Source organism: Afipia massiliensis (genome assembly GCF_014203115.1).
GTDB lineage: Bacteria > Pseudomonadota > Alphaproteobacteria > Rhizobiales > Xanthobacteraceae > Afipia > Afipia massiliensis.
This window is the reverse complement of record NZ_JACHIJ010000002.1, coordinates 591,329-612,054: the sequence shown is the minus strand read 5'-3', so window position 1 is coordinate 612,054 and position 20,726 is coordinate 591,329. Positions and strand designations below refer to the sequence as shown.

Sequence of the window (20,726 nt, the reverse complement as noted above, 5' to 3'; positions counted from 1 at the left end):
CTAGAGCTATTTCGACATCGCCCGATAGGCGTCGGAATCGAACTGCCGCCGCCATATCACGATCACGATGGCCAATGTGGTTGCGATCAGCACCCACGGGCTGATGAACCAGCCGAGATAACCCAGCGCGAACAGGAAGGCCCGCTGGCCGCGATTGAAGTGCCGGCCTGCCGACTGGAACAATTTTGTGGTGCGCATGACATGCGACTGCGCTTCGGGCGTGTCGCGCTTGTCCGAGAACGGCATCGCTCCAAGCAGGATGGCGACGTAATTGAACAGGCGGTACGACCAGGAAAATTTGAAGAACGCATAGACGAAGATCACGACAAGTCCGACGCATTTGATTTCCCACAACGCGGGGGAACTGCGGATGCCGAACGGCAGGGTGGCGAGCACCGACATGGCTTCCTCGGTCGATCGCAGCAGCGTCAATCCGCCGCCGATCGCCAGCAGGGTCGTGGACGCAAAGAATGCCGTGCCGTTCTGCAGCGACGTCATGATCTGCATGTCGACCATCCGCGTTTCGCGGTCGAGAATTCGCCGCACCCAGACCTCGCGGTAAATGCTCATGCGGGCGTTCAGGCTGTTGCGGCCATGCCCTGTGCGCTCAAGCGTGATCGCGTAGACCATCCACGACAGAACGAAGAATGCGATCGCCACGATGTCGGCAGTTGCGAACAGGTTCACGACTCGATGCCTTCCGAATGATGGCCGTACGATAGAACAGGAAGCCGACGGGTGCGAAGCGGTTTTGGCGCCAGTGTGGTGGTTCGCAAGTCCGCATCATTTCTGCAGCCCCTTCATTTGCGGACTTGCGAACCAAAACCACACTAGAATCATATTTCCTAGTGTCCTTTTGAATCCGAAGTTCGCTACGGAAAGTGCTGCAAAATGAGGCGAACTTCGGATTCAGGACACTAGGGACGGGGCCGGTTGCCTGTCGCGCGCCGGTCATGGCAAGGTCCGCGCCGCAGGGAGATCTCAATCAATGTCTTTGACGCTCGTTATCGGGAACAAGAACTATTCCTCGTGGTCGATGCGGCCGTGGCTGGCGCTGAAAGCGACCGGAATTGCCTTCGATGAGGTTGTCATTCCGCTCTACACCGGCGATGCCGACAAGCAGCGCATTCTGGATGTGACCCGGTCGGGCAAGGTGCCGGCGCTGGTCGATGGCAACGTCACGGTCTGGGATTCGCTTGCGATCATCGAGTACGCCGCCGAGCGATTTCCGGACGCGCGCCTGTGGCCGCAGGACGTCGTCGCTCGCGCGCACGCGCGCTCGGTCTCCGCGGAAATGCATTCGAGCTTCATGGCGCTGCGCAACGAATGCGGCATGAACATTCATCGCCCGGTGCGTTCAAAACCTCTCTCTGACGATGCCAGGGCGAATATTGCGCGCATCCAGCAGATCTGGACCGAATGCAGGGCGCAATACGGCGGGCAGGGGCCGTATCTGTTCGGCGCGTTCAGCGGCGCCGATGCGATGTTCGCGCCGGTCATCCATCGCTTCCGGACCTACGCTATCGATGTGACGCCGCCGGTTCATGCGTACATGGACACGATGCTGGCGAATGCTGCTTTTCAGGAATGGACCAGCGGTGCGTTGGCCGAAACACTGGTCATCGAGAAATTCGAGATCGACTGAGCCGAGGACTGTTCGATGGGCATTCTGGATATGCTGACCAGCGTGATGGCCGCGAGGGCGGCGAAGGACCTGGACCCGGCTGCCATTCCGACCGTGCTGAGCGAGGTGCTCGGCAGTGGAAGCGAGGGCGGGCTGTCCGCCATTGTCGCGAAACTGCAACAGGGCGGATTTGGCGATCAGGTGGAATCCTGGATCGGCACCGGCAGCAACCTGCCGATCAGCGCGCAGCAACTCCAGGACGTGTTGGGGAACGCTGCCGTCAGGCAATTGGCGACGCGCTTCGGCATTCCGGTGGATCAGCTTTCGACGGTTCTGGCTCAGGTTTTACCGGGGGCCGTCGATCAGGCGAGTCCGAACGGTACGCTGCCGCACACGGCATGAGGTTGCCGGGCTAACGCACTGAACTTGCCGGTAAATCGCTCGGAGATGCCGGGAAGGCGAAATTGCGGCGTTGCACCCGGCTGGACCCTGCCTTGAGGTCTGCGCAAGGCCTCAAAAACTGCTTTAAGATATTGGAATATAATAGCTATTTTGCCATCACCCGTGTGCCGGTTTATCTGGCCAAATGAAGGTCCGGCATGCTATACCTCTGCCGGGCGTCAAACTGGCTTTGCCGGTATACCGGCAGGCCGCCAAAATGCGCGTATCGCGTGATGGAGCAGGGTGTTGAAGCACAAATACATCGTTGGAGAGACTGTCTATTTCACGGCAAGCAACGTGGCTCGGCCAGCCGCGAGCGGGACCTACGAAGTGATCCGCCTGCTGCCGACGGACGGTGACGACTGTCAGTACCGCATCAAGAGTTCGACCGAAGCCTTCGAGCGCGTGGCGAAGGAAAGCCAACTCGCAGTCGCCTAACATATTTCCGCGACGGAATTTTGCCGCGGTTGCGGCGCTTGGTCTGTTCGTTGTGAAGGGGACCTCGCATGGACCGCGTCTGGGCATCATCGATCGATAATTTTTGGCAATCGGCGAACCTGCCGATGTGGCTCACCATCGCCGCAGTGGGGTTCTTTGCGATCGTCCTCCTGATCACGCTGTTTCGCGCCGAGCGATCGGTCGCGAACGGCGCGCTGACTGTTATCACGCTGCTGGCGATAGGCATTGCAGTGACCGCGATGATGCGCGCGGCTGGAAGCAGCGGTTCCTCCGTCAAGCCTGCCGGACAATTGAATGCGTCGCTTCCGGCGCTGGCGTGCCTTGACGGGCTTGCCGGCGAGAGTGTCGAAGCAGCCTGTGAAAAGGTGTTGTTCGCGTCGGCTGATTCGGTCGCCGCAGGGGTTTCCTACACGGCAGCGCAGGTCACACGGCTCGCCGCCTTCGGCAATGCCGCCGCCGCCAACAAGGCGATAACGCCGGAACTCAATGCCCTGCGACGGACCATCGAGCGCGATCGCTACGGGCTGGTCGCTCAGGTGCTCAAGACGCGCGAGGGCTGCACGCTGACGGCATCTTGCCCGTTCTTCCAGTCGCTCACCAATTCGGGACAGATTTCGTCCAACATGAGCGAAAATCTCTACGACGGGTTTGTTACCCGCTACGCCGCGTCGTGGAATGCTCCGGCAGCCTTGGCCGCCGGTACCGCCACTGCCCCCATCGCGGCGCTGGGCACCGTGCCGCCGCCGGGGAAGCCCGTGTCGGGTGATTTCCCAAGCGCGGCGTCGATCCCTCCGATCAACATCATGACGCCTGAGCCGTCTGCTCAGGGCTCCCAGGCGGAACGACGTCCACCGGAACCCGGTGCTTCGCCGCCTCCGCGCAGCGCGCCTGCTGCGGTGATCAACCCTCAGCCGGCACCGACCGCCGCGAAGAAGCCTGCGCCACAGCCGCAGCAGAAATCGCGTGCACAAGCTCCCGTGCAGCTTGCGCCTCCCGCTGCGACCGATGATAACTGATCGCTCTTCCTCCATTTGAAGCGTGATGCTGAGGCATCGCGCTGGCGACCCCGAATATGCCGCTTCATCTCGTCAAGCTCAGCGTCGGTGCCACGTCCATCAAGGATCTCAGGGGCTGGATCGCTGAACGTGTGAAGCAGGCCAAGGCGAAGGGCCTGCCGCCGCGCCATATCCATGTGACGCGGATGTCGCCCAAGCGCGTGGACGAACTTCTCGACGGCGGATCGATCTATTGGGTCATCAAGGGCGAGATCGCCGCGCGCGAGAAAATCCTCGGCATCGAACCGTTTCGCGACAAGGACGGCATCGGGCGATGCCGCCTTGTGATGGAGCCCAAGCTGATTGCCGTGTCGCCGCGGCCGATGCGGCCGTTTCAGGGCTGGCGCTATCTCGATCCGAAAAGCGCGCCGCCCGATCTCGGCAAGGCCGCTGCCAGCGTGGCCGCGATGCCTGAGCCGCTGCGCCGCGAACTGCGCGAGCTTGGGCTGCTCTAGAGCGTGATCGTCATCCTGAGGCGCGAGTTCTTGCGAGCCTCGAAGGATGGCGGGAAGGGATTCGCCGTCGCCCTTCGAGGCTCGGGCGTTGCCCTCGCACCTCAGGGTGACGGCGCAATGATCAGCCTAAAGCCATCTTGCTCTAGATCACGCCTTGATATTGTCGATCAGCCGCGTCGTACCGATTTTCGCCGCCACCAGCAGCCGGACCGGTCCATCGTTCAACGATGCGATCGGCGCGAGCGTCTCGGCGTGCCGCGCCTCGAGGTAATCGAGCGCAAATCCAGCCTGCCGAATGAGGTCCGCGCCATCGGACAATGCGGCCTTGATGTCGTCGCCGGCGCGCATCCGCTTCGCGGTCGCCTTGAGCGTTCGATGCAGCACCGGCGCCGTCCGGCGTTCTTCCGGCGAGAGGTAGACGTTGCGTGACGACATCGCGAGGCCGTCGCGCTCGCGGATGATCGCGCCGCCGATCACCTTGACGCCAAGGTCGAGATCGCGCGCCATGCGCGTGACTACCTTGAGTTGCTGAAAGTCCTTCTCGCCGAACAGCGCCATGTCCGGGCGCACCTGCGTGAACAGCTTCGCGACAACGGTTGCCACGCCGCCGAAGAAGTGCGGACGGAATTGATCCTCAAGTCCGGCAAGCGCCGGGCCTTCGGGCGCAACGCGGGTCGCGAACCCGTCCGGATACATCGTTTTCACATCCGGATTCCAGACCAGATCGACACCCTCTGCCGTGAGACGCGCGATGTCTTCCTTCCAGGTGCGGGGATATGAGCCGAGATCTTCGTGGGCCGCGAACTGCGTCGGGTTCACGAAAATCGATACGGCGACTTTGCGTGCCCGTTTTTTCGCGAGCCGGACCAGCGATACATGGCCGTCATGGAGCGCTCCCATGGTCGGCACAAGCGCGAGCGTGGCGTTGCGCTTGCAAAGGTCGGCGCGGGCGCGGTGAAGGGATGAAAGCGTGCGGGCGATGATGGGGGTGCGGGTCATGCGTGCCGGTGTTTGCAACGGGTGATCGTCAGTGGGCGCAGTCTTAACAAAGGCGGTGGTGCGCGCCAACGACCACGCGCGGCCTTCTGCATGATCGGCCTGCGGATTCATCATGAACGCGGAGCCCATCGGAATTTCACTTGATTCTTTCTGGGCTTGGCTGAAGATATCCACAGGGGATTTGCATGCTATTGCAGACGAGTCAGGGGCAGTCCGGGTCGGCGCATGTCGTCGTGCTCGGCAACGAGAAGGGCGGGTCGGGCAAGTCCACCACTGCGCTTCACGTTGCGGTCGCGCTGCTGAAGGCCGGGCAGCGCGTTGCCACCATCGACCTCGACTCCCGACAGAAGAGCTTCACCCGCTACATCGAGAATCGCCGCGCCTGGGCCCAGCGCACCGGGCTCTCTCTTGAGGTGCCGCACCACTGCTGTGTTGCCCTCGGCTCCAGCATGCAGATCGACGACAACGAGATGTCGGAGTTCGAGCAGTTCTCGGCAGCGGTCAGCGCAGTGGAGCGGACCTACGACTTCATCGTGATCGATACGCCGGGCACCGACAGCTACCTGATGCGTCTGGCGCATTCGATGGCTGATACGCTGGTAACGCCTATAAATGACAGCTTTCTGGATTTCGACGTGCTTGGCTCGGTCGATCCGGCTACTTACTCCGTGATCGGCGAAAGCCACTACGCGACCATGGTGAAGGTGGCGCGCAAGCAGCGCCGCGATCTCGATGGCGCGACCACGGACTGGATCGTTGTGCGAAACCGCCTGTCGATGCTGGGCTCTCGCAACAAGCAGCTCATCGCCGAAGGGCTCGACCAGCTCTCGTTCCGGCTCGGTTTTCGGCCGGTCGATGGCTTCGCCGAGCGTGTGGTCTATCGCGAGTTCTTCCCGCGGGGCCTGACCGCCCTTGACGACCTGGACGAGGCCACGCTGGGTACCCGCCCGAACATGGCCCATGTGACCGCCCGCGAGGAGGTGACCAGCCTGCTGCGGCACCTGAAGCTCCCGATCGATGAGCGGGGCCGCCGCCGGGCCGCGACCCGGGCCGAATGGTTTGCCCAGGTCGACCGTCCACTGGAAAATCACGGGCTCACAGCCTAATTAAAGGGCTGTGCCAGCTTGGTTCTTCGGCGGGTTCCTGCGCCCGGTTCCATTCGATGAAGCACAAATTTTGCTGAAAAATCTGAACTTTTTGCGAGTTTGGCGCTTGGTTCTTTACGCGCCATAGCCCAAACGGTGCGTTTTGGGTCCGATGGCATGTTTGATGCATTGCACAAAATAACTGGTCTATGTCAGACACATGTCGGGAAATTAAGCTTGGTTTGTCGCCAACCTGTCATCATCTAACTAGACAAGGACGAAGGATTCTAAAACACTGTGTTGTGACAGGGCGGTCTGGAGGGGTTTGGATCGGCCTGGCAATTTCGAGGGCGAGATGAAGCGCGGAATTTTTATCCTGCTTGGTCTGTTTGCGATCGTTGTCGTCGCATACTTCACCGCGAGCAAATGGGCGATCCGTCACGAGACGCTGACGTTCTACGATTCAACGCGTGATCGTCCGATTGAAGTTGCGATCGCTGTACGCCGCGACAAGGAGATGCAGGCGAACGCCGGCATGCTCACGCTGCCCGTAGCTATCGTCAATCACGGCAATACCGTGAAATTCACCGAGTATTCCTTCCTCGCCAACGTGCTCGCCGCGCGCGGATACTTTGTTTCGAGCATTCAGCACGATCTGGCGAGCGATGCGCCCTTGGTCACCAAGGTCGGCGAACTGTATGTCGGACGCCTGCCGGTCTATCAGCGCGGCGTGGCGAACATCGAGTTTGCCGTGAAGCAGGTCCAGAAGATTCAGCCTAACGCGGACTACGATCATTTGACCCTCGTTGGACACTCCAACGGCGGCGACATCTCGATGTACTACGCCAAGATGCATCCGGAGAACGTGAAGAAGATCGTCACACTCGACAATCTTCGCGTGCCGTTCCTCACCGACGGCAAGTTCAAGATTCTCTCGTTCCGTTCGAAGGACCCCCGGTTCAAGGCCGATCCTGGCGTCGTGCCTGATGACGATACGTGCGAACAGTCGGGCATCACCGTGGTCAACACGGGCTTCCAGCATACCGACATGAGCGATCGCGGGCCTGACAATGTGAAGACATCGATTCAGGGCGTCCTCGACAAGTTCCTGGAAGGCGAGAGCAAGCTCGCGCCGGTGGACACCAAGAAGATCGTGGTGCCGAAGCCCGGCCCGTCGGCATCGGTGCCGACCAAGCCCGGTTCGGTGGCGCAGTTCCAGTTCGCTCCTACCCCTTAACTCTTGACCGCAGATGTTCACGCCGGACCTGTTTCCGGCTGTCGCACATTCGCGTGAGAGTTTTCCATAGCTGTCGACGTATCTCAAACCGCCATAATTCACTGGTGGCATGACTTCTGCTTGTTTGAGCACCCAATCAATGAGGTGACAGTCATGGGCATCAGCAGTTTCCCCCAGTCTCCGGCGCTCGCGCCATCAGCAGATGCGCGGCTACCGCCCGTCGTCAGTGACGACGAATGTCTGTCGCGTCTGGCGCGTGCCGTTGCCGAACATGACGATCGCCGGCTGCGCGAGGTGGCGCAGCTTATCGGACGGCTCGCGGTGCCGATCGAGTAGGGACCGGCCTTCGCCGGCAGGTTTCCGCGGCCAATGAATTGACCAACTGTCCGTCGCGCTCCACATAAGACTCGCACTCAACCGCGAGATCAGATGACGCGCGATCCGACCATTCCCAAAACCGGCGAGCAGCCTGTCGCAGGCCGTGCCCGCACTGTGCCGGACACGCAGACGTCCGCCGCGGACATCGCGGCGTTCGTCGCGAAAGCGCGTGCGATGACACCGGGCAAGGGAGGCTCGGGCCGGCTGGTCTTCGCCCTCGATGCCACCATGAGCCGCCAACCGACCTGGGACATGGCGTGCCAGCTTCAGGCGGATATGTTCCGCGAGGCGGGCAGTATCGGTGGCCTCTCGGTTCGTCTCGTCTACTATCGCGGTCTGAATGAGTGCCGCGCCAGCCAATGGATCTCCGACACCGCGCACCTTGCCACGCTGATGGGCAAAATCGACTGCCGGGGCGGGCAGACGCAGCTTGGCCGCGTACTTTCCGATGCGCGGCGCGAGGCTGTCGCGTCGGGCGTGCGTGCCATTGTGTTTGTCGGCGACGCGATGGAAGAGAACGTGGACGCGCTGTGCGTCACCGCGGGTGAACTCGGCCTGCTGAAGGTGCCGTGCTTCATGTTCCAGGAGGGCAACGATCCGGCGGCGGAGGCTGCGTTTCGCGAGATCGCGCGGCTGACGGGCGGCGCGTGGTGCCGTTTCGACATGGGTTCGGCGGCGCAGTTGCGCGAACTTCTCCGCGCGGCGGCAGCCTATGCGGCCGGCGGACGCGATGCGCTGTTGCGGCTGGCGAAGAATACCTCTGGAGCGGCGGCGCTGCTCGGGCAGATGAAATAGCGGAGGCGCGGCTGCTGCGCTCGCGGGTGGGTCCGCTGGGCCAGCGGCAAAAATTCGCAGATGTGCGCGTTCCTCAAAGCACGCTAGACACATACATGAAGCATATGCCGGTCTCGCCGCACCTCGCGCGCGCCGCCGTATTTGAACGCAAAGATTGATTGACCCATGCCGACCCTGATCGCAGGCATCGTCGCCGTCGCGCTGCTCTACGTCGCCCTCAACATCATCAAGGGCGCCGATCCGAAATGGCTTGCGAAAGTCGTTCGCGGCGGCGGGGGCATTGTGACGCTGGCCGCGGCGCTGTTTATCGGCGCAAGGGGCGAGCTTGCGGTGGCGATCCCGCTCGGAATTTTCGGCGCCGGTCTGCTCGGCTGGTCGCCGTTCGGCGCCCAGCTCGGTTCAGCCTGGGGCAACTACGGTCCCGGTGCGTGGAAATCAAACGGGCAGAAGTCCAAGGTACGATCCCAGTTTATAGAGATGACGCTCGACCACGACACCGGGGCGCTTGAGGGGCTTATTACCGCCGGCCCCGAAACGGGGCGCGTACTGGAGGACTTCACGCTCGATGAGCTCATTGCTCTGGCGCGGGGGTTCGATGCCGAGAGCTGGGCTCTTCTGGAAAGCTATCTGGATCGCCGGTTTCCCGCCTGGCGTGAGCACGCGCAGGGCGAGGGGGCAGGCCGGAGTGGAGGCGAGGATCGCCGTGCGGCGCCGAGCGGAAAAATGACGGCGGAGGAGGCCTATCAGATCCTTGGCCTGAAGCCGGGCGCGGGGCGCGATGAGATCAGCCGGGCGCACCGTGGGCTCATGAAGAAACTTCATCCCGACCAAGGGGGCTCGACGTATCTCGCTGCCCGTGTGAACGAGGCCAAGGACACTCTTCTTCGCAATCATCGCTGACTCCAGCACGCAACATCACGCTACAAACTGCGAGCAGCCTTTCCGTCTCTGTGTTGAATGCCCCTGCGGACGCCCGCCGTTGTCCGGCGTGATCGATCCTGCAATTAATGTTTTAGAGACCAAGTCTTGAAAAAGGGTTGTCACGCGCGAGCCCGGCCTCAAAAAGTTACCTCGTGATCGCGGTGCGATACGCACGCAAGGTGGGTGCGAACGTCACATCCGCTCACGCACAAAGAAAAAGCCCGCGGCTGAACCGCGGGCTTTGTTTCATCCGGAACTGGGATCGGCCGATCAGTTCCTGATGGCGATGCACGAAATATCGGAGCGCTTCAGCGTGCGGCATGCGGCTTCGGCGGAATCCTGATTGAGACCGGCAAAGCGTGCGCGGTAGAGCGTCTTGTTGCCCTTCGACACCGTCTCGGTGAACTGTTCTGCGTCGCTGAGGAGCTTGCTTGCGCTGCCGCGCGCGGCGTGGAGGCGCTGACGGGCTTCGCTCTCGCTCTCGAGAGCACCGACCTGGATGATCCAGCCCGAGCGGGCGACGGTCTTGATCGCGCCGTTGTGCTGGATGGTCTGCGTCGGCTGGGCGGGCGGCAAGGCGGCTTGCTGGACCGGCTGCGGAGCGGGCTGCTGTTGCGGCACTGCGGATGTCTGAAGGGCGACGGCCTGCGCGCCCAGGGTCGTGGGCGGCGCGCCGCGCGCGGGATCGGCATAGGCCAGCGTCTGCGCTTGCGGTGCCGATGACGAGGCGGGAGCTGAACCGATAATGCCCTGTCCGATACCGTTGCTGGTGTTGGGTTGGGCGGGTAGCGGGGCGGGGAAATCACTGCGTGTCTGCGTGTAAGTCGCTGGCCATGGTTCTGCACGGCGTTCGGCTTTTGATGCAGCCGGAGCGTCGGTCTTGACCTCGGCCTTGGCCACGACGGCCTTCGACGTTTCTGCGACATCGGCGTTGCGCGGCGCGGGAATAGCATTGGTCGCTACCGGCGCAGGTGCGTTCGGCGTTGCGGAAGCCACCTTGGTCTGTCCCATGCGGACCTGAACCGTTTTGACGCGCACCGGCGTCATCGGCTCAGCCGATCCGGGAATAATGGACAGAGGCGATGAAATCACGCCGCTGGTGAGCGGAGCGGGCGCGGGCTTGTCCTGCGCTTCAGCAACGGGTTTCGCGGGAGCTGGAGCTGCCGCCACTGCGCGCGGCGTGGGAAGCGGAACGGGTTCCGGCGTGGTGGAAGCAACCTTGATCGCGCCTTGCGACTGAACCATCGGGGCGGGGCGCTTTGCCTCGGTCTCATCGGTATCGTCTGCGCTGGCGATCTTGGTGTCGCCGCCGCGTTCGGTGATTGCAGCGACGGTGCGCCGGGTCGCGGCTTCATCGAGATGTTCAGCGAGCAGGTTACGCATGATGGCGTCGCGCGAACCCCCGCTGCGTCCGCCCATCACGACGCCAACCACATAACGGTTGCCGCGCTTCATCGAGGTGACGAGGTTGAAGCCGGAGGCGCGGGTATAACCGGTCTTGATGCCGTCAACGCCTTCGACGCGGCCGAGCAGCTTGTTGTGATTGCGGATCGAGCGTCCTTTGTAGTTGAACGCCTCGGTGGCGAAGTAGCGATAGTATTTCGGGAAGCGGTCCTGAATGGCGCGGCCGAGCGTGGCCTGATCGCGCGCGGTGGTGACCTGCTCGCCGTCCGGAAGGCCTGAAGCGTTCTTGTAAACGGTCTTGCTCATGCCGAGCGCGCGCGCCTTGCGCGTCATCGCCTTGGCGAAATCGTCCTCGTCGCCGCTGATGGCTTCGGCGATCACTGCGGCTGCGTCATTGGCGGAGCGGGTCACGAGGCCTTTGATCGCGTCTTCGACGCGGATCGTTTGACCGGGGCGCAAACCGAGCTTGGTCGGCGCCTGCTGCGAGGCATGGACCGACACGTCCAGCGGCGTATCGAGCTTCATCTTGCCGCTCTCCAGCCGTTCGAACAGCATATAGAGCGTCATGATCTTGGTGAGCGAGGCGGGGTGGCGCAGGCTGTCGGCGCTGGTGGCCTGGAGCGTGCTGCCGGAATTGGCGTCTACGATGATGGAGGAGAAAGAGGGGCTGTAGCTCGATGCTGCAGCGTGGCGCTGCTTGTGACGCCGCCGGGCGTCTGCGGTGTCGATCGTGAAGGTGACCGCCACGGAGATGGTGGCGACGCCGAGAAGGCAAAGGCGGAGCGCGCGCAGAGACGCTGACGATTTGACCCCAAGCATGAATTTCCCCGTCCGATTCCCAGTTATTCGCCTCGTTCTGAGGCCAAATTTGGTCCGGCCGCAGCCAATCTTCGGGCCACGTCGTCCACGCGAAGCAGCGGCTCCAATGGGCCGGTGCCGGACAGTCGGCGATCCGGCTAAGGTGTTGGACCCGCGCAGCTTTTCGTATTCGTCGGAAAATGCGAAAAGCGCAGGGAATCAAATTAGGTGGCGACGGTTTCGAAAGGGTTAAGCAAGGGTTTCCGGCGTTCGCAGGTTTTGTCTCAGATTTAAGACGATTGTGCGACGCACAAGATTCTTGACTTTTATTGTGCGCTGCAGTACTACCAAAGTCGTGGTTAGGGAGCCGGGCATCCGGCGCGTGCAGGTCAACAAGTCTGGGAAAAGGATACCGGTAAATGGTCAAGGTTGAAGAGTTTCAGCAGTACGGCAAAGAGCAGTTCGACGCCGCGGTTGCATCCGCCAACACCTTCTCGAGCGGCCTTCAGTCGATTGCGACTGCCTACGGCGAGTACGCCAAGAAGTCGTTCGAAGACACCAAGAGCTTCGTTGAGAAGCTGTCGGGCGTGAAGTCGATCGAAAAGGCCATCGAACTGCAGACCGAATACGCCAAGACGTCTTATGAGACGTTCGTTGCCGAGTCGCAGAAGATCGGCGAACTTTACACCGACCTCGCCAAGCAGGCTTTCAAGCCTTTCGAGAACGCCGTCGTGAAGGCGACCACTCACTAATTCAAGGCTCTCGACCAACAGAAAAGCCCGGCTCACCGCCGGGCTTTTTTATTGCGGTGGACAATCCGCCGCTCGTTACTTGGCGATGCGCAGTTTCGTCAGCGAGTTTCCGATTGAATCGAAAGCAGCTGCGATGCCGCTTGCGCTGGTCGATGAGTAGAAATTACCGGCGTCGGCGCAGTATTTCAGAACTGAGGATTCCGGGCCGCCATCGGTGTTGACCTGAATGGTGTAGATCAAGGTCGTTCCGTTGGCCCTGTTCTTGATATTGTCGCAGAGAATTTTTTGTCGCGCATCGATCTGCGATGCCGACGAGTACCAGCGATTTTGCGTATTCTCTCCATCCGAAAGCAGGATGATCGCATCGGTATATTTGTAGTTCGAATCCTTGGCAGGCGTCGGGAACGGATCTGTCGATTGCAGCAGCATCCACGCCCAGTGCATGCCGATGCCCTGGTTGGTGTTGCCGGACGCGACGAGGTTGTTGATCTTGCCCTTGACGGTGCTGTCGTCCGTCGACCCGTCGGATTCGTTCGCGTTAAACACTGACATCATCGGCAGGATCGACGAGCCGCAGGCGGAATACTCCTCACCAAGAAACAGGGTCGCCGGAGTGTCGGTGGTCGGTGCGTCCTTCGTCGTGTCATAAGATTGGGTGCGATCCGTCACGCAGCCTTTCCATTTGTTGAGATTGCTGGCAGTCCATACCTTGCCGGCTGCGACACACGAACTCTTCGTCGTCTTGGACGACTGGCTGCAACTGCCATAACTTGCGTCCCAGTCAAGCCAGGTCGCGTTCTTGTTGGCGGTGCCGACATTGACCATCACGTTGAAGGGGATGATTGACAGATACACATCGTCGACAGTCTTCGACGACGTCTTGAGTGTGTCCACCAGACCCTTGGCTGCTTTTTTCATGGCGTCGAGCTTGCCGGCGCTGTTCATCGATCCGGTGATGTCCAGCGCCATGGCGACGCGCATCCTGGTGTTACCCCAGACCGTCGTCGAACTGGTGCCGAAATCGAGATTCGGATAGCCGACGACCTTCATGATTTCGGTCTTCATGTTGGCCGAACCCGTCAGAACGACCTTGGATCCATCTTGGGCGCTCTTCGTATAAGTCGCCGTTATCACGACATTCTGCGCTTCCGGGTGCTTGTAGAGCGCCTTGAAATATTCGTTCGCCTTCTGGCTGATCTGCTCGGTGGTGAGCCCCGCTGCGTCCCTGGAAATCATCAGGGCGGCGGTATCGAGGGCAGCCTGCATGGCGGTGCGGGCATTGCTGACGCGGGCATAGTCGACCGCAGCGCCGACGAAGCCCAGCAGTGGCAAGACTACGATGCCGAACAGCACGGCGACGTTGCCGTCTTGCGCGTGGCGGAAGCGTCCGATCAATCCACGGGCGCGATTGAAAATCGATGCATCGTTCATGACGTCACCAGAGGAATGAGGCTCTGGGACGCGGGATAGGCTGCAGGCGTGAAGAGGTAGTAAAATGCTGCGGTGAATCACGGGTACACCTGAGACGAAGGCGGCTGCGGATGGACGCGCCGCTGCTTCATGGTGAAGGCCGGGTTTCCCGCTTCGTTCCAATTTTATCGATTCACCAGCGGCGCAAGCCGGGCCAGAGGTGCGGGAACGTGTGAAAATGGGTGCAATGTTCATGGCGGTCACCAAAAATGGGTCCTGCCATGTCGTAGAAGGGGGCCATGAAGGGGCGGTAAAAGTTGCGGCCAATCTACGTAAAATGCCCCACAAAATGGCCGTTTCGGCCCCTCAATCGGTGCGTATTGTCAACAGCGCCTCAACACCCCATAACGAAACTGGTCTGAAATTTGGGCGTTTGCGTTAACCACCAGCGATTGCCGCAATGCTGTCTGCGGTTCACCCGGCGCGGTTTCAGCCGGTAACGGCATGCTTGCGGGCGGGCGCACGGCGACCCATATTGTTAATGTGATCCGACGGCGTCTCGTCGCCGGAATGTTGCTTTTTGCGGGAATTTCGAACTCTCAAGCCATGCTGCACTCGTCTTCATATCCGGAACCTGTCGCGGCGCCTGAGGTGTCCGGCGAACAAGCCGCCAGCGTTCGCCCGCACATGAGCAAGGATGACAACGGCAACGAGGGGCGGGGCGGTCCTGGCACGTCCGTCATCACCAAGGTCAAGCCGAAGACCAAACGTCCAAACCTCTATCGCGTCCTGATCCTGAACGACGACTACACTCCGATGGAGTTCGTTGTTCATGTTCTAGAGAAATTCTTCAACAAGGACGTTGAAGCCGCGACAACGATCATGTTGCATGTGCATCACCACGGCATCGGCGAGTGTGGCGTTTTTACGTATGAGATCGCGGAAACCAAGGTGACGCAGGTCATGGACTTTGCGCGAAAACATCAGCATCCTTTGCAATGCGTGATGGAAAAGAAGTAGCATTTGAGTCTCGTTCGGCGTGGGAACCGAGTGAGGCGACGAGAATTGATCAACTGGACCAAGACGACGGACGATCACTACAGACGATCAGTGAAGTGGCGGGGGCCATAAGGGACGCGAATGCCGACTTTCTCTCAGAGCCTTGAACAATCCCTGCACCGTGCGTTGGCGATCGCGAACGAGCGCCACCATCAGTACGCGACGCTTGAGCATCTGCTGCTTTCGTTGATCGACGACTCGGACGCCGCCGCCGTGATGCGTGCATGCAGCGTCGACCTCGACAAGTTGCGCGGCAGTCTCGTCAACTACCTCGAAACCGAATTCGAAAATCTGGTCGCCGAAGGCTCCGACGACGCCAAGCCGACAGCCGGGTTCCAGCGCGTCGTGCAGCGCGCAGTAATTCATGTGCAGTCGTCCGGCCGCGAAGAGGTCACCGGCGCCAATGTGCTGATCGCGATCTTCGCGGAGCGCGAAAGCCATGCCGCGTATTTCCTGCAGGAGCAGGATATGACGCGCTATGACGCGGTGAACTACATCAGCCATGGCATTGCCAAGCGGCCCGGCGTCTCCGAGGCGCGGCCGGTGCGCGGCGTCGACGAGGAAGCCGACGCCAAGGGCAACGACGATTCCAAGAAGAAGGGTGAGGCGCTCGAGACCTATTGCGTCAACCTCAACAAGAAGGCGCGCGACGGAAAGATCGATCCCGTCATCGGCCGGCACGCGGAAATCAACCGTGCCATCCAGGTGTTGTGCCGCCGCCAGAAGAACAATCCGTTGTTCGTCGGCGAGGCGGGCGTCGGCAAGACCGCGATCGCGGAAGGTCTCGCCAAGCGCATCGTCGATAGCGAAGTGCCGGAAGTGCTGGCAGCGTCCACCGTGTTCTCGCTCGACATGGGCACGCTGCTCGCGGGTACGCGCTATCGCGGCGATTTCGAAGAGCGCCTCAAGCAGGTCATCAAGGAACTGGAAGCGCACCCGAATGCGATCCTGTTCATCGACGAAATCCATACCGTGATCGGCGCAGGGGCAACCTCCGGCGGCGCGATGGATGCGTCCAACCTGCTGAAGCCCGCGCTGGCGTCCGGCACGATCCGCTGCATGGGCTCGACCACCTACAAGGAATATCGGCAGCACTTCGAGAAGGATCGTGCGCTGGTGCGCCGGTTCCAGAAGATCGACGTCAATGAGCCGACCGTTGAAGACGCCATTGGCATCCTCAAGGGCCTCAAGCCGTATTTCGAGGAATATCACAAGCTGAAGTACACCAACGACGCCATTGAGGCGGCGGTGAACCTGTCGGCACGCTACATTCACGACCGCAAGTTGCCGGATAAGGCGATCGACGTGATCGACGAATCCGGCGCGGCGCAGATGCTCGTGCCGGAGAACAAGCGCAAGAAGACCATCGGCATCAAGGAAATCGAAGTGACCATCGCAACGATGGCGCGGATTCCGCCGAAGTCCGTCTCCAAGGACGACGCCGAGGTGCTCAAGCATCTCGAGACGACCTTGAAGCGGACCGTGTTCGGTCAGGAGAAGGCCATCGAGGCTTTGGCCGCGTCGATCAAGCTCGCCCGTGCGGGCCTGCGCGAACCGGAGAAGCCGATCGGCTCTTACCTGTTCTCGGGACCGACCGGCGTGGGCAAGACCGAAGTCGCCAAGCAGCTCGCGGCGTCGCTGGGCGTGGAGCTGATCCGCTTCGACATGTCGGAGTACATGGAGCGCCATACGGTATCGCGTCTGATCGGCGCGCCTCCGGGCTACGTTGGCTTCGACCAGGGCGGTCTGCTGACAGATGGCGTGGACCAGCATCCGCATTGCGTGGTGCTGCTCGACGAAATCGAAAAGGCGCATCCGGATCTCTACAACGTGCTGTTGCAGATCATGGATCACGGCAAGCTGACCGATCACAACGGCAAGTCGGTCAACTTCCGCAACGTCATCCTTATCATGACGACCAACGCGGGCGCCGCCGACATGGCGAAGGCCGCATTCGGCTTCACGCGCAGCAAGCGGGAAGGTGAGGATCAGGAGGCGATCAACCGGCAGTTCGCGCCGGAGTTCCGCAACCGTCTCGATGCGATCGTGTCGTTCGCGCATCTCAATCCTGAGGTGATCGGAATGGTGGTCGAGAAGTTCGTGCTTCAGCTCGAAGCCCAGCTTGCCGACCGCGACGTGACCATCGAGCTGTCCGAGCCTGCGAAGGCGTGGCTGGTGAAGGAAGGTTACGACGAGCAGATGGGTGCGCGGCCGATGGCCCGCGTCATTCAGGAGCACATCAAGAAGCCTTTGGCCGACGAGGTGTTGTTCGGCAAGCTGAAGGGTGGCGGTCACGTCCGCGTCGTCCTGGTGAAGGACGAGGCGAGCGGAACGGACGCCGAGAAGATCGGTTTCGAGTTCATCGAAGGGCCGGTGACCCCGAAGCCCGAAAAGCTGCCCGGCACCCGCAAGCGCGCCGCGCCGCGCAAGCCGAAGGGTGGCGGCGATGGTCCGAAAGGCCCGGCCAAGCCGCCGCTCATGAAGGTCTGAGCGGAGCCAACGCGATATAGAGCAAAGCCCGGCGATCTCACGGTCGCCGGGTTTTTGTTTGTCTGCGAGTAGCTCAGAACCGTTTCAACGCGGTGAGAAGAGGCTCGAGCTTCGCATTGATTGCTTCGCCGGCCTCGGAGGCAACCGTCCATGCCGCCAATCCGGCCAACACCGTGACAATGAAGTACTGAGCGGTTGCCACGGCAATCAGCGGTTTCAGCAGTCCCCGGCTTATTCGTTTGAGCGGGCCTATTCGTTTGAAATCATCGCGGGATAGTTCCTGCGGAGTATCAATTTGAACGTCGGGATGGTCGTCTGCGGCGAGCGCCGGAGATTCCAGATCATTCGGTAGATCCGGCAAAGCGAGATCGCGGGTGTCCACGGACGGTGTATCCATCGCTCCGTCCGGCGCCGCCTCGATATGCACGACCACGTCACTCATCCCGTCACACTTCATCCTTTGCTAACCATAGGCTGGCCGCCCGGTGGGGGCTATGAAGGGCGATGGAAAGACTCCGTTAAGGTAAACGAATCCGGCGCATACATGCGAGATGAGCGGCAGTTCTCATCCGATAGATAAGCGATCTACGGCAAGTTCTGTGAGTGCCGCGATTTTCCGGACTTCGCTTATGCGTGTTCTTGCTCGATCCGCTTTTCGACATCGTCGTGTGGCAGTTGGTGGTGATGAGACGACGGTTCCCGTTGCGTTGGACACTGTGCCTCGCTGTCAGCATGATGCTGACGGTTCAGGTTGCGCGTGGTGACGACCCCGTGCCCACGGCGAAGCCAGACACTCCGCAGGAGACATCCGAACCTAAGACTCAAGGTCAGGAAAGTCCGCCAACTCCTCCTGTTACCACCGAAACAAAACCTGCTGCCGAGGTGCCGCCACCGGCTCCGCCTGCGAAGGATGCAAAGGACGCCAGTACGCGCGAGGCGATGTGCCTGATGATCGAATCCGCAGCGACCGCTCATAATCTGCCGCTGGAATTCTTCGCGCGCGTGATCTGGCAGGAGAGCCGCTTTCAGCCGGACGCGGTGGGGCCGCTCACACGCAGCGGCCAGCGCGCGCAGGGCGTTGCGCAATTCATGCCCGGCACCGCGAACGAGCGCCGGCTGCTCGATCCATTCGATCCCGTGCAGGCCCTGCCCAAGTCGGCGGAGTTTCTGAAAGAGCTGCGCGAACAGTTCGGCAATCTCGGTCTTGCCGCGGCGGCCTACAATGCGGGTCCGCGCCGCGTGCAGGAATGGCTGGCGGGCACCGGCTATATGCCTTCCGAGACGCGGAACTACGTTTACGCGATCACCGGCACGCCGGTGGATGACTGGGCCGCCGCCGGGAAGAACGGCGCGGTCAAGGACCGCGCGCCGCCGACAGGCTGCCGCGAACTCATGGCGCTGCTGAAACGTGCGCCAAACCCGTTCATCGCCGAATTGGAGCAGCGGGTGAAGCTCGGCGCGGCAATGGCATGGGGTGTTCAGCTTGCCGCCGGGTTCTCGCGTGACAGGGCGCTCGCGATGTATGCCCGCTCCATGAAGCGCCTGAGTGCGATCATTGGAGATCGCGATCCCAGTCTCTTGAGCTCGATCTTCCGGAGTCGCGGCACGCGGCCGTTCTATCAGGTGCGCGTGGGAGCCGACACGCGCGCCGCCGCCAACGAATTGTGCGATCGCATCCGGCGGGCTGGGCAGGCGTGCATCGTGCTGAAGAACGCGCAAGGGCGTGGTTAACCGGCACCGGGTTCTGAACGCGGGCGAGAATTCCGGAAATCTCTTGAAACGGTTAACGTCGCAGATCAATCGCTTGCAAAAGAAACCCAATATTTGCAGGCATTATTTGAATCGGTGCGGCAAGATTTATGCTCAACGAAATGCTAACGCGGTCATGACGTTTTTCGTTTAAGTTTTGTGAAACCGTTTTCCAATCATCTGACCGGATGCAGCGAACTGTTCGCGGCATTTCGTGAGGAGGCCGTCGTGCTGACGTTTGGGATTATCGGTATTGCATTCGCAACCTTGTGCGTTCTCGGTTCGCTGTCGTCGTCCGCGCGCGAGCCGTCGATCTGATCTCTTGCCGCGATATGTCGCAGTCACCAATTCGGCGGCGCCGTCGACACGCGGCGCGCACCCTTGCAAGTTGCCGCGTTTTAGCGGTGCGGCCTCCCGAAATTGGCGGCCCCGGTCCCTTGACGAGGGGGGCATTTCACCCGCGAGATGAATCAAACGATTCATCCGGTGTTGCACCCCTTGGCACTTCCAGCCCTTGATTCTCCGAAATGGCACAGCCCGCTCGCAGCATTCGCGTTCGGGGTGAAATCCGCACTGTCGTCGATTCTGGCGCTGGTGCTGTTCGGCACCTTCATCGGGGTGGGTGCATTCGCCCATGACACAGGCTTCACGCTCGGCTGGGCGCTCGCCACCACGGTTCTGGTCTGGGCCGGCCCCGCGCAAATCATCCTGATCTCGACCTCCCATGCGGGAGCGACGCTGCTGGAATCGGCCCTGGCGGTGACCATCAGCGCGATCCGCCTGCTGCCGATGGTGGTCTCGGTCTTGCCGCTGCTGCGAACGCCGCAAACGAAAATGCGCCAGCTGGCGCTGCCTGCTCATTTGGTGGCGGTGACAGTCTGGGTCGAGAGCTTTCGCCTGTTGCCACATGTGCCGCGCGAACGGCGGATCGCATTCGTGAACGGGCTTGGCGGCGCGCTGGTGTTCCTGAGTTGCGTGGCGACCATTCTCGGATACGGCCTGGCGGCAAGTCTGCCGCCGATCCTGGCCGCGGGGATTCTGGCGCTGACGCCGCTGACGTTCCTGCTGTCCACGGCGCGCAATGCACACAAGCTGGTGGACAAGCTGGCGCTGGCGCTCGGGCTGGCGCTCTATCCGCTGGTGCAACTGCTCCACACCGGCGTCGACATCATGATCTGCGGCCTGACGGCCGGCACGATTTCCTATGGCGTGCATCGCTTAAGGAGGCGCGCATGAGCGGTCTGCTTGGAGATTCGCACGCCATCGCGCTGCTGCTGTTCGCGGGCTTCCTGTCGAACGAGGTCTGGCGGGTGCTTGGCCTGGTGATCGGCGGCGGCATCGACGAAGGTTCGGAATTCCTGATCTGGGTGAGGGCGGTCGCCGCCGCGATCCTCGCCGGCGTCATCGCGCAGATCCTGATTTCACCGCCCGGCGCGCTCGCGACGGTGCCGGACATTGTGCGATATGGCGCTGCCGCCGTCGGGTTTGGCGTCTATCTGGCGATGCGCAAATCGGTTTTCGCCGGCGTCATCGCCGGTGAAATCGTCGTGCTCGCGGGCAAGTGGTGGATGGGTTAGGCCATGATCCCGAAAAGTGGAAACCGGTTTTCGGAATA

At 61.3% G+C, this 20,726-nt stretch carries 22 protein-coding genes; 17 read left to right on the top strand and 5 right to left on the bottom strand.

Annotated elements, in window-relative coordinates; translation table 11 throughout:
* Positions 1–6 precede the first annotated feature (6 nt).
* Complete coding sequence (locus tag HNQ36_RS07775) at positions 7–687, bottom strand: DUF599 family protein (protein ID WP_184083610.1); 681 nt, start codon at positions 685–687, stop codon at positions 7–9.
* Between the two features lie 301 nt (positions 688–988).
* Between HNQ36_RS07775 and HNQ36_RS07770 the strand changes: the two genes are divergently transcribed.
* From HNQ36_RS07770 to HNQ36_RS07750, 5 genes are all read left to right on the top strand, one after another.
* Positions 989–1,645, top strand: coding sequence for a glutathione S-transferase family protein (locus tag HNQ36_RS07770; protein ID WP_184083608.1), 657 nt, complete (start codon positions 989–991; stop codon positions 1,643–1,645).
* Positions 1,646–1,660: 15 nt separating this feature from the next.
* Positions 1,661–2,026 (top strand): YidB family protein, encoded by a 366-nt coding sequence (locus HNQ36_RS07765; protein WP_184083606.1) that lies wholly within the window; start codon positions 1,661–1,663, stop codon positions 2,024–2,026.
* 285 nt (positions 2,027–2,311) lie between these two features.
* Complete coding sequence (locus HNQ36_RS07760) at positions 2,312–2,503, top strand: hypothetical protein (RefSeq protein ID WP_006020957.1); 192 nt, start codon at positions 2,312–2,314, stop codon at positions 2,501–2,503.
* A 68-nt stretch (positions 2,504–2,571) separates the two neighbouring features.
* Positions 2,572–3,540, top strand: a complete 969-nt coding sequence (locus tag HNQ36_RS07755) for a hypothetical protein (protein ID WP_184083604.1) — start codon at positions 2,572–2,574, stop codon at positions 3,538–3,540.
* A 56-nt stretch (positions 3,541–3,596) separates the two neighbouring features.
* Positions 3,597–4,034 (top strand): DUF1489 family protein, encoded by a 438-nt coding sequence (locus HNQ36_RS07750; RefSeq protein WP_184083602.1) that lies wholly within the window; start codon positions 3,597–3,599, stop codon positions 4,032–4,034.
* Between the two features lie 147 nt (positions 4,035–4,181).
* Here HNQ36_RS07750 and panC read toward each other — a convergent pair whose 3' ends face one another.
* Positions 4,182–5,033 carry a pantoate--beta-alanine ligase gene (gene panC, locus HNQ36_RS07745; protein WP_184084117.1) on the bottom strand — a complete coding sequence of 284 codons (852 nt, stop codon included), beginning with the start codon at positions 5,031–5,033 and terminating at the stop codon, positions 4,182–4,184.
* 185 nt (positions 5,034–5,218) lie between these two features.
* Here panC and HNQ36_RS07740 point away from each other — a divergent pair, with 185 nt between their 5' ends.
* From HNQ36_RS07740 to HNQ36_RS07720, 5 genes are all read left to right on the top strand, one after another.
* Positions 5,219–6,139 carry a division plane positioning ATPase MipZ gene (locus HNQ36_RS07740; protein WP_046826747.1) on the top strand — a complete coding sequence of 307 codons (921 nt, stop codon included), beginning with the start codon at positions 5,219–5,221 and terminating at the stop codon, positions 6,137–6,139.
* 334 nt (positions 6,140–6,473) lie between these two features.
* Positions 6,474–7,355 carry an alpha/beta fold hydrolase gene (locus tag HNQ36_RS07735; RefSeq protein ID WP_184083600.1) on the top strand — a complete coding sequence of 294 codons (882 nt, stop codon included), beginning with the start codon at positions 6,474–6,476 and terminating at the stop codon, positions 7,353–7,355.
* A gap of 153 nt (positions 7,356–7,508) precedes the next feature.
* Complete coding sequence (locus HNQ36_RS07730; RefSeq protein WP_184083598.1) at positions 7,509–7,691, top strand: hypothetical protein; 183 nt, start codon at positions 7,509–7,511, stop codon at positions 7,689–7,691.
* 93 nt (positions 7,692–7,784) lie between these two features.
* Entirely contained in the window at positions 7,785–8,528 is a 744-nt protein-coding gene (locus HNQ36_RS07725; RefSeq protein WP_046826744.1) for a hypothetical protein, read from the top strand.
* 165 nt (positions 8,529–8,693) lie between these two features.
* Positions 8,694–9,428: a DnaJ domain-containing protein gene (locus HNQ36_RS07720; protein WP_184083596.1), complete on the top strand. Its 735-nt coding sequence runs from the start codon at positions 8,694–8,696 to the stop codon at positions 9,426–9,428.
* A gap of 291 nt (positions 9,429–9,719) precedes the next feature.
* Here the strand turns inward: HNQ36_RS07720 and HNQ36_RS07715 are convergent, their stop codons facing one another.
* On the bottom strand, positions 9,720–11,672 hold the full coding sequence (locus tag HNQ36_RS07715; protein ID WP_184083594.1) for a D-alanyl-D-alanine carboxypeptidase: 1,953 nt from the start codon (positions 11,670–11,672) through the stop codon (positions 9,720–9,722).
* A gap of 398 nt (positions 11,673–12,070) precedes the next feature.
* Between HNQ36_RS07715 and HNQ36_RS07710 the strand changes: the two genes are divergently transcribed.
* Positions 12,071–12,403: a phasin family protein gene (locus HNQ36_RS07710; protein ID WP_046826741.1), complete on the top strand. Its 333-nt coding sequence runs from the start codon at positions 12,071–12,073 to the stop codon at positions 12,401–12,403.
* 75 nt (positions 12,404–12,478) lie between these two features.
* Here the strand turns inward: HNQ36_RS07710 and HNQ36_RS07705 are convergent, their stop codons facing one another.
* Complete coding sequence (locus tag HNQ36_RS07705; protein ID WP_184083592.1) at positions 12,479–13,834, bottom strand: TadE/TadG family type IV pilus assembly protein; 1,356 nt, start codon at positions 13,832–13,834, stop codon at positions 12,479–12,481.
* 666 nt (positions 13,835–14,500) lie between these two features.
* Between HNQ36_RS07705 and clpS the strand changes: the two genes are divergently transcribed.
* A complete protein-coding gene (gene clpS, locus HNQ36_RS07700; protein WP_046829466.1) occupies positions 14,501–14,833 on the top strand; it encodes an ATP-dependent Clp protease adapter ClpS in 333 nt (110 codons plus the stop codon).
* Between the two features lie 120 nt (positions 14,834–14,953).
* Positions 14,954–17,362: an ATP-dependent Clp protease ATP-binding subunit ClpA gene (gene clpA, locus HNQ36_RS07695; RefSeq protein ID WP_184083590.1), complete on the top strand. Its 2,409-nt coding sequence runs from the start codon at positions 14,954–14,956 to the stop codon at positions 17,360–17,362.
* 73 nt (positions 17,363–17,435) lie between these two features.
* Here clpA and HNQ36_RS07690 read toward each other — a convergent pair whose 3' ends face one another.
* Positions 17,436–17,804 carry a hypothetical protein gene (locus HNQ36_RS07690; protein ID WP_184083588.1) on the bottom strand — a complete coding sequence of 123 codons (369 nt, stop codon included), beginning with the start codon at positions 17,802–17,804 and terminating at the stop codon, positions 17,436–17,438.
* Between the two features lie 242 nt (positions 17,805–18,046).
* Between HNQ36_RS07690 and HNQ36_RS07685 the strand changes: the two genes are divergently transcribed.
* The 4 genes from HNQ36_RS07685 to HNQ36_RS07670 all read left to right on the top strand — a co-directional run bounded on the left by HNQ36_RS07685 (position 18,047) and on the right by HNQ36_RS07670 (position 20,688).
* On the top strand, positions 18,047–19,093 hold the full coding sequence (locus HNQ36_RS07685; RefSeq protein WP_430641358.1) for a transglycosylase SLT domain-containing protein: 1,047 nt from the start codon (positions 18,047–18,049) through the stop codon (positions 19,091–19,093).
* Between the two features lie 177 nt (positions 19,094–19,270).
* Positions 19,271–19,429 carry a hypothetical protein gene (locus HNQ36_RS07680; protein WP_184083584.1) on the top strand — a complete coding sequence of 53 codons (159 nt, stop codon included), beginning with the start codon at positions 19,271–19,273 and terminating at the stop codon, positions 19,427–19,429.
* A gap of 180 nt (positions 19,430–19,609) precedes the next feature.
* Positions 19,610–20,347, top strand: a complete 738-nt coding sequence (locus tag HNQ36_RS07675; RefSeq protein ID WP_246395308.1) for an AzlC family ABC transporter permease — start codon at positions 19,610–19,612, stop codon at positions 20,345–20,347.
* Positions 20,344–20,688: an AzlD domain-containing protein gene (locus HNQ36_RS07670; RefSeq protein WP_184083580.1), complete on the top strand. Its 345-nt coding sequence runs from the start codon at positions 20,344–20,346 to the stop codon at positions 20,686–20,688. The genes HNQ36_RS07675 and HNQ36_RS07670 overlap by 4 nt, the downstream gene beginning before the upstream one ends.
* Positions 20,689–20,726: the final 38 nt, after the last annotated feature.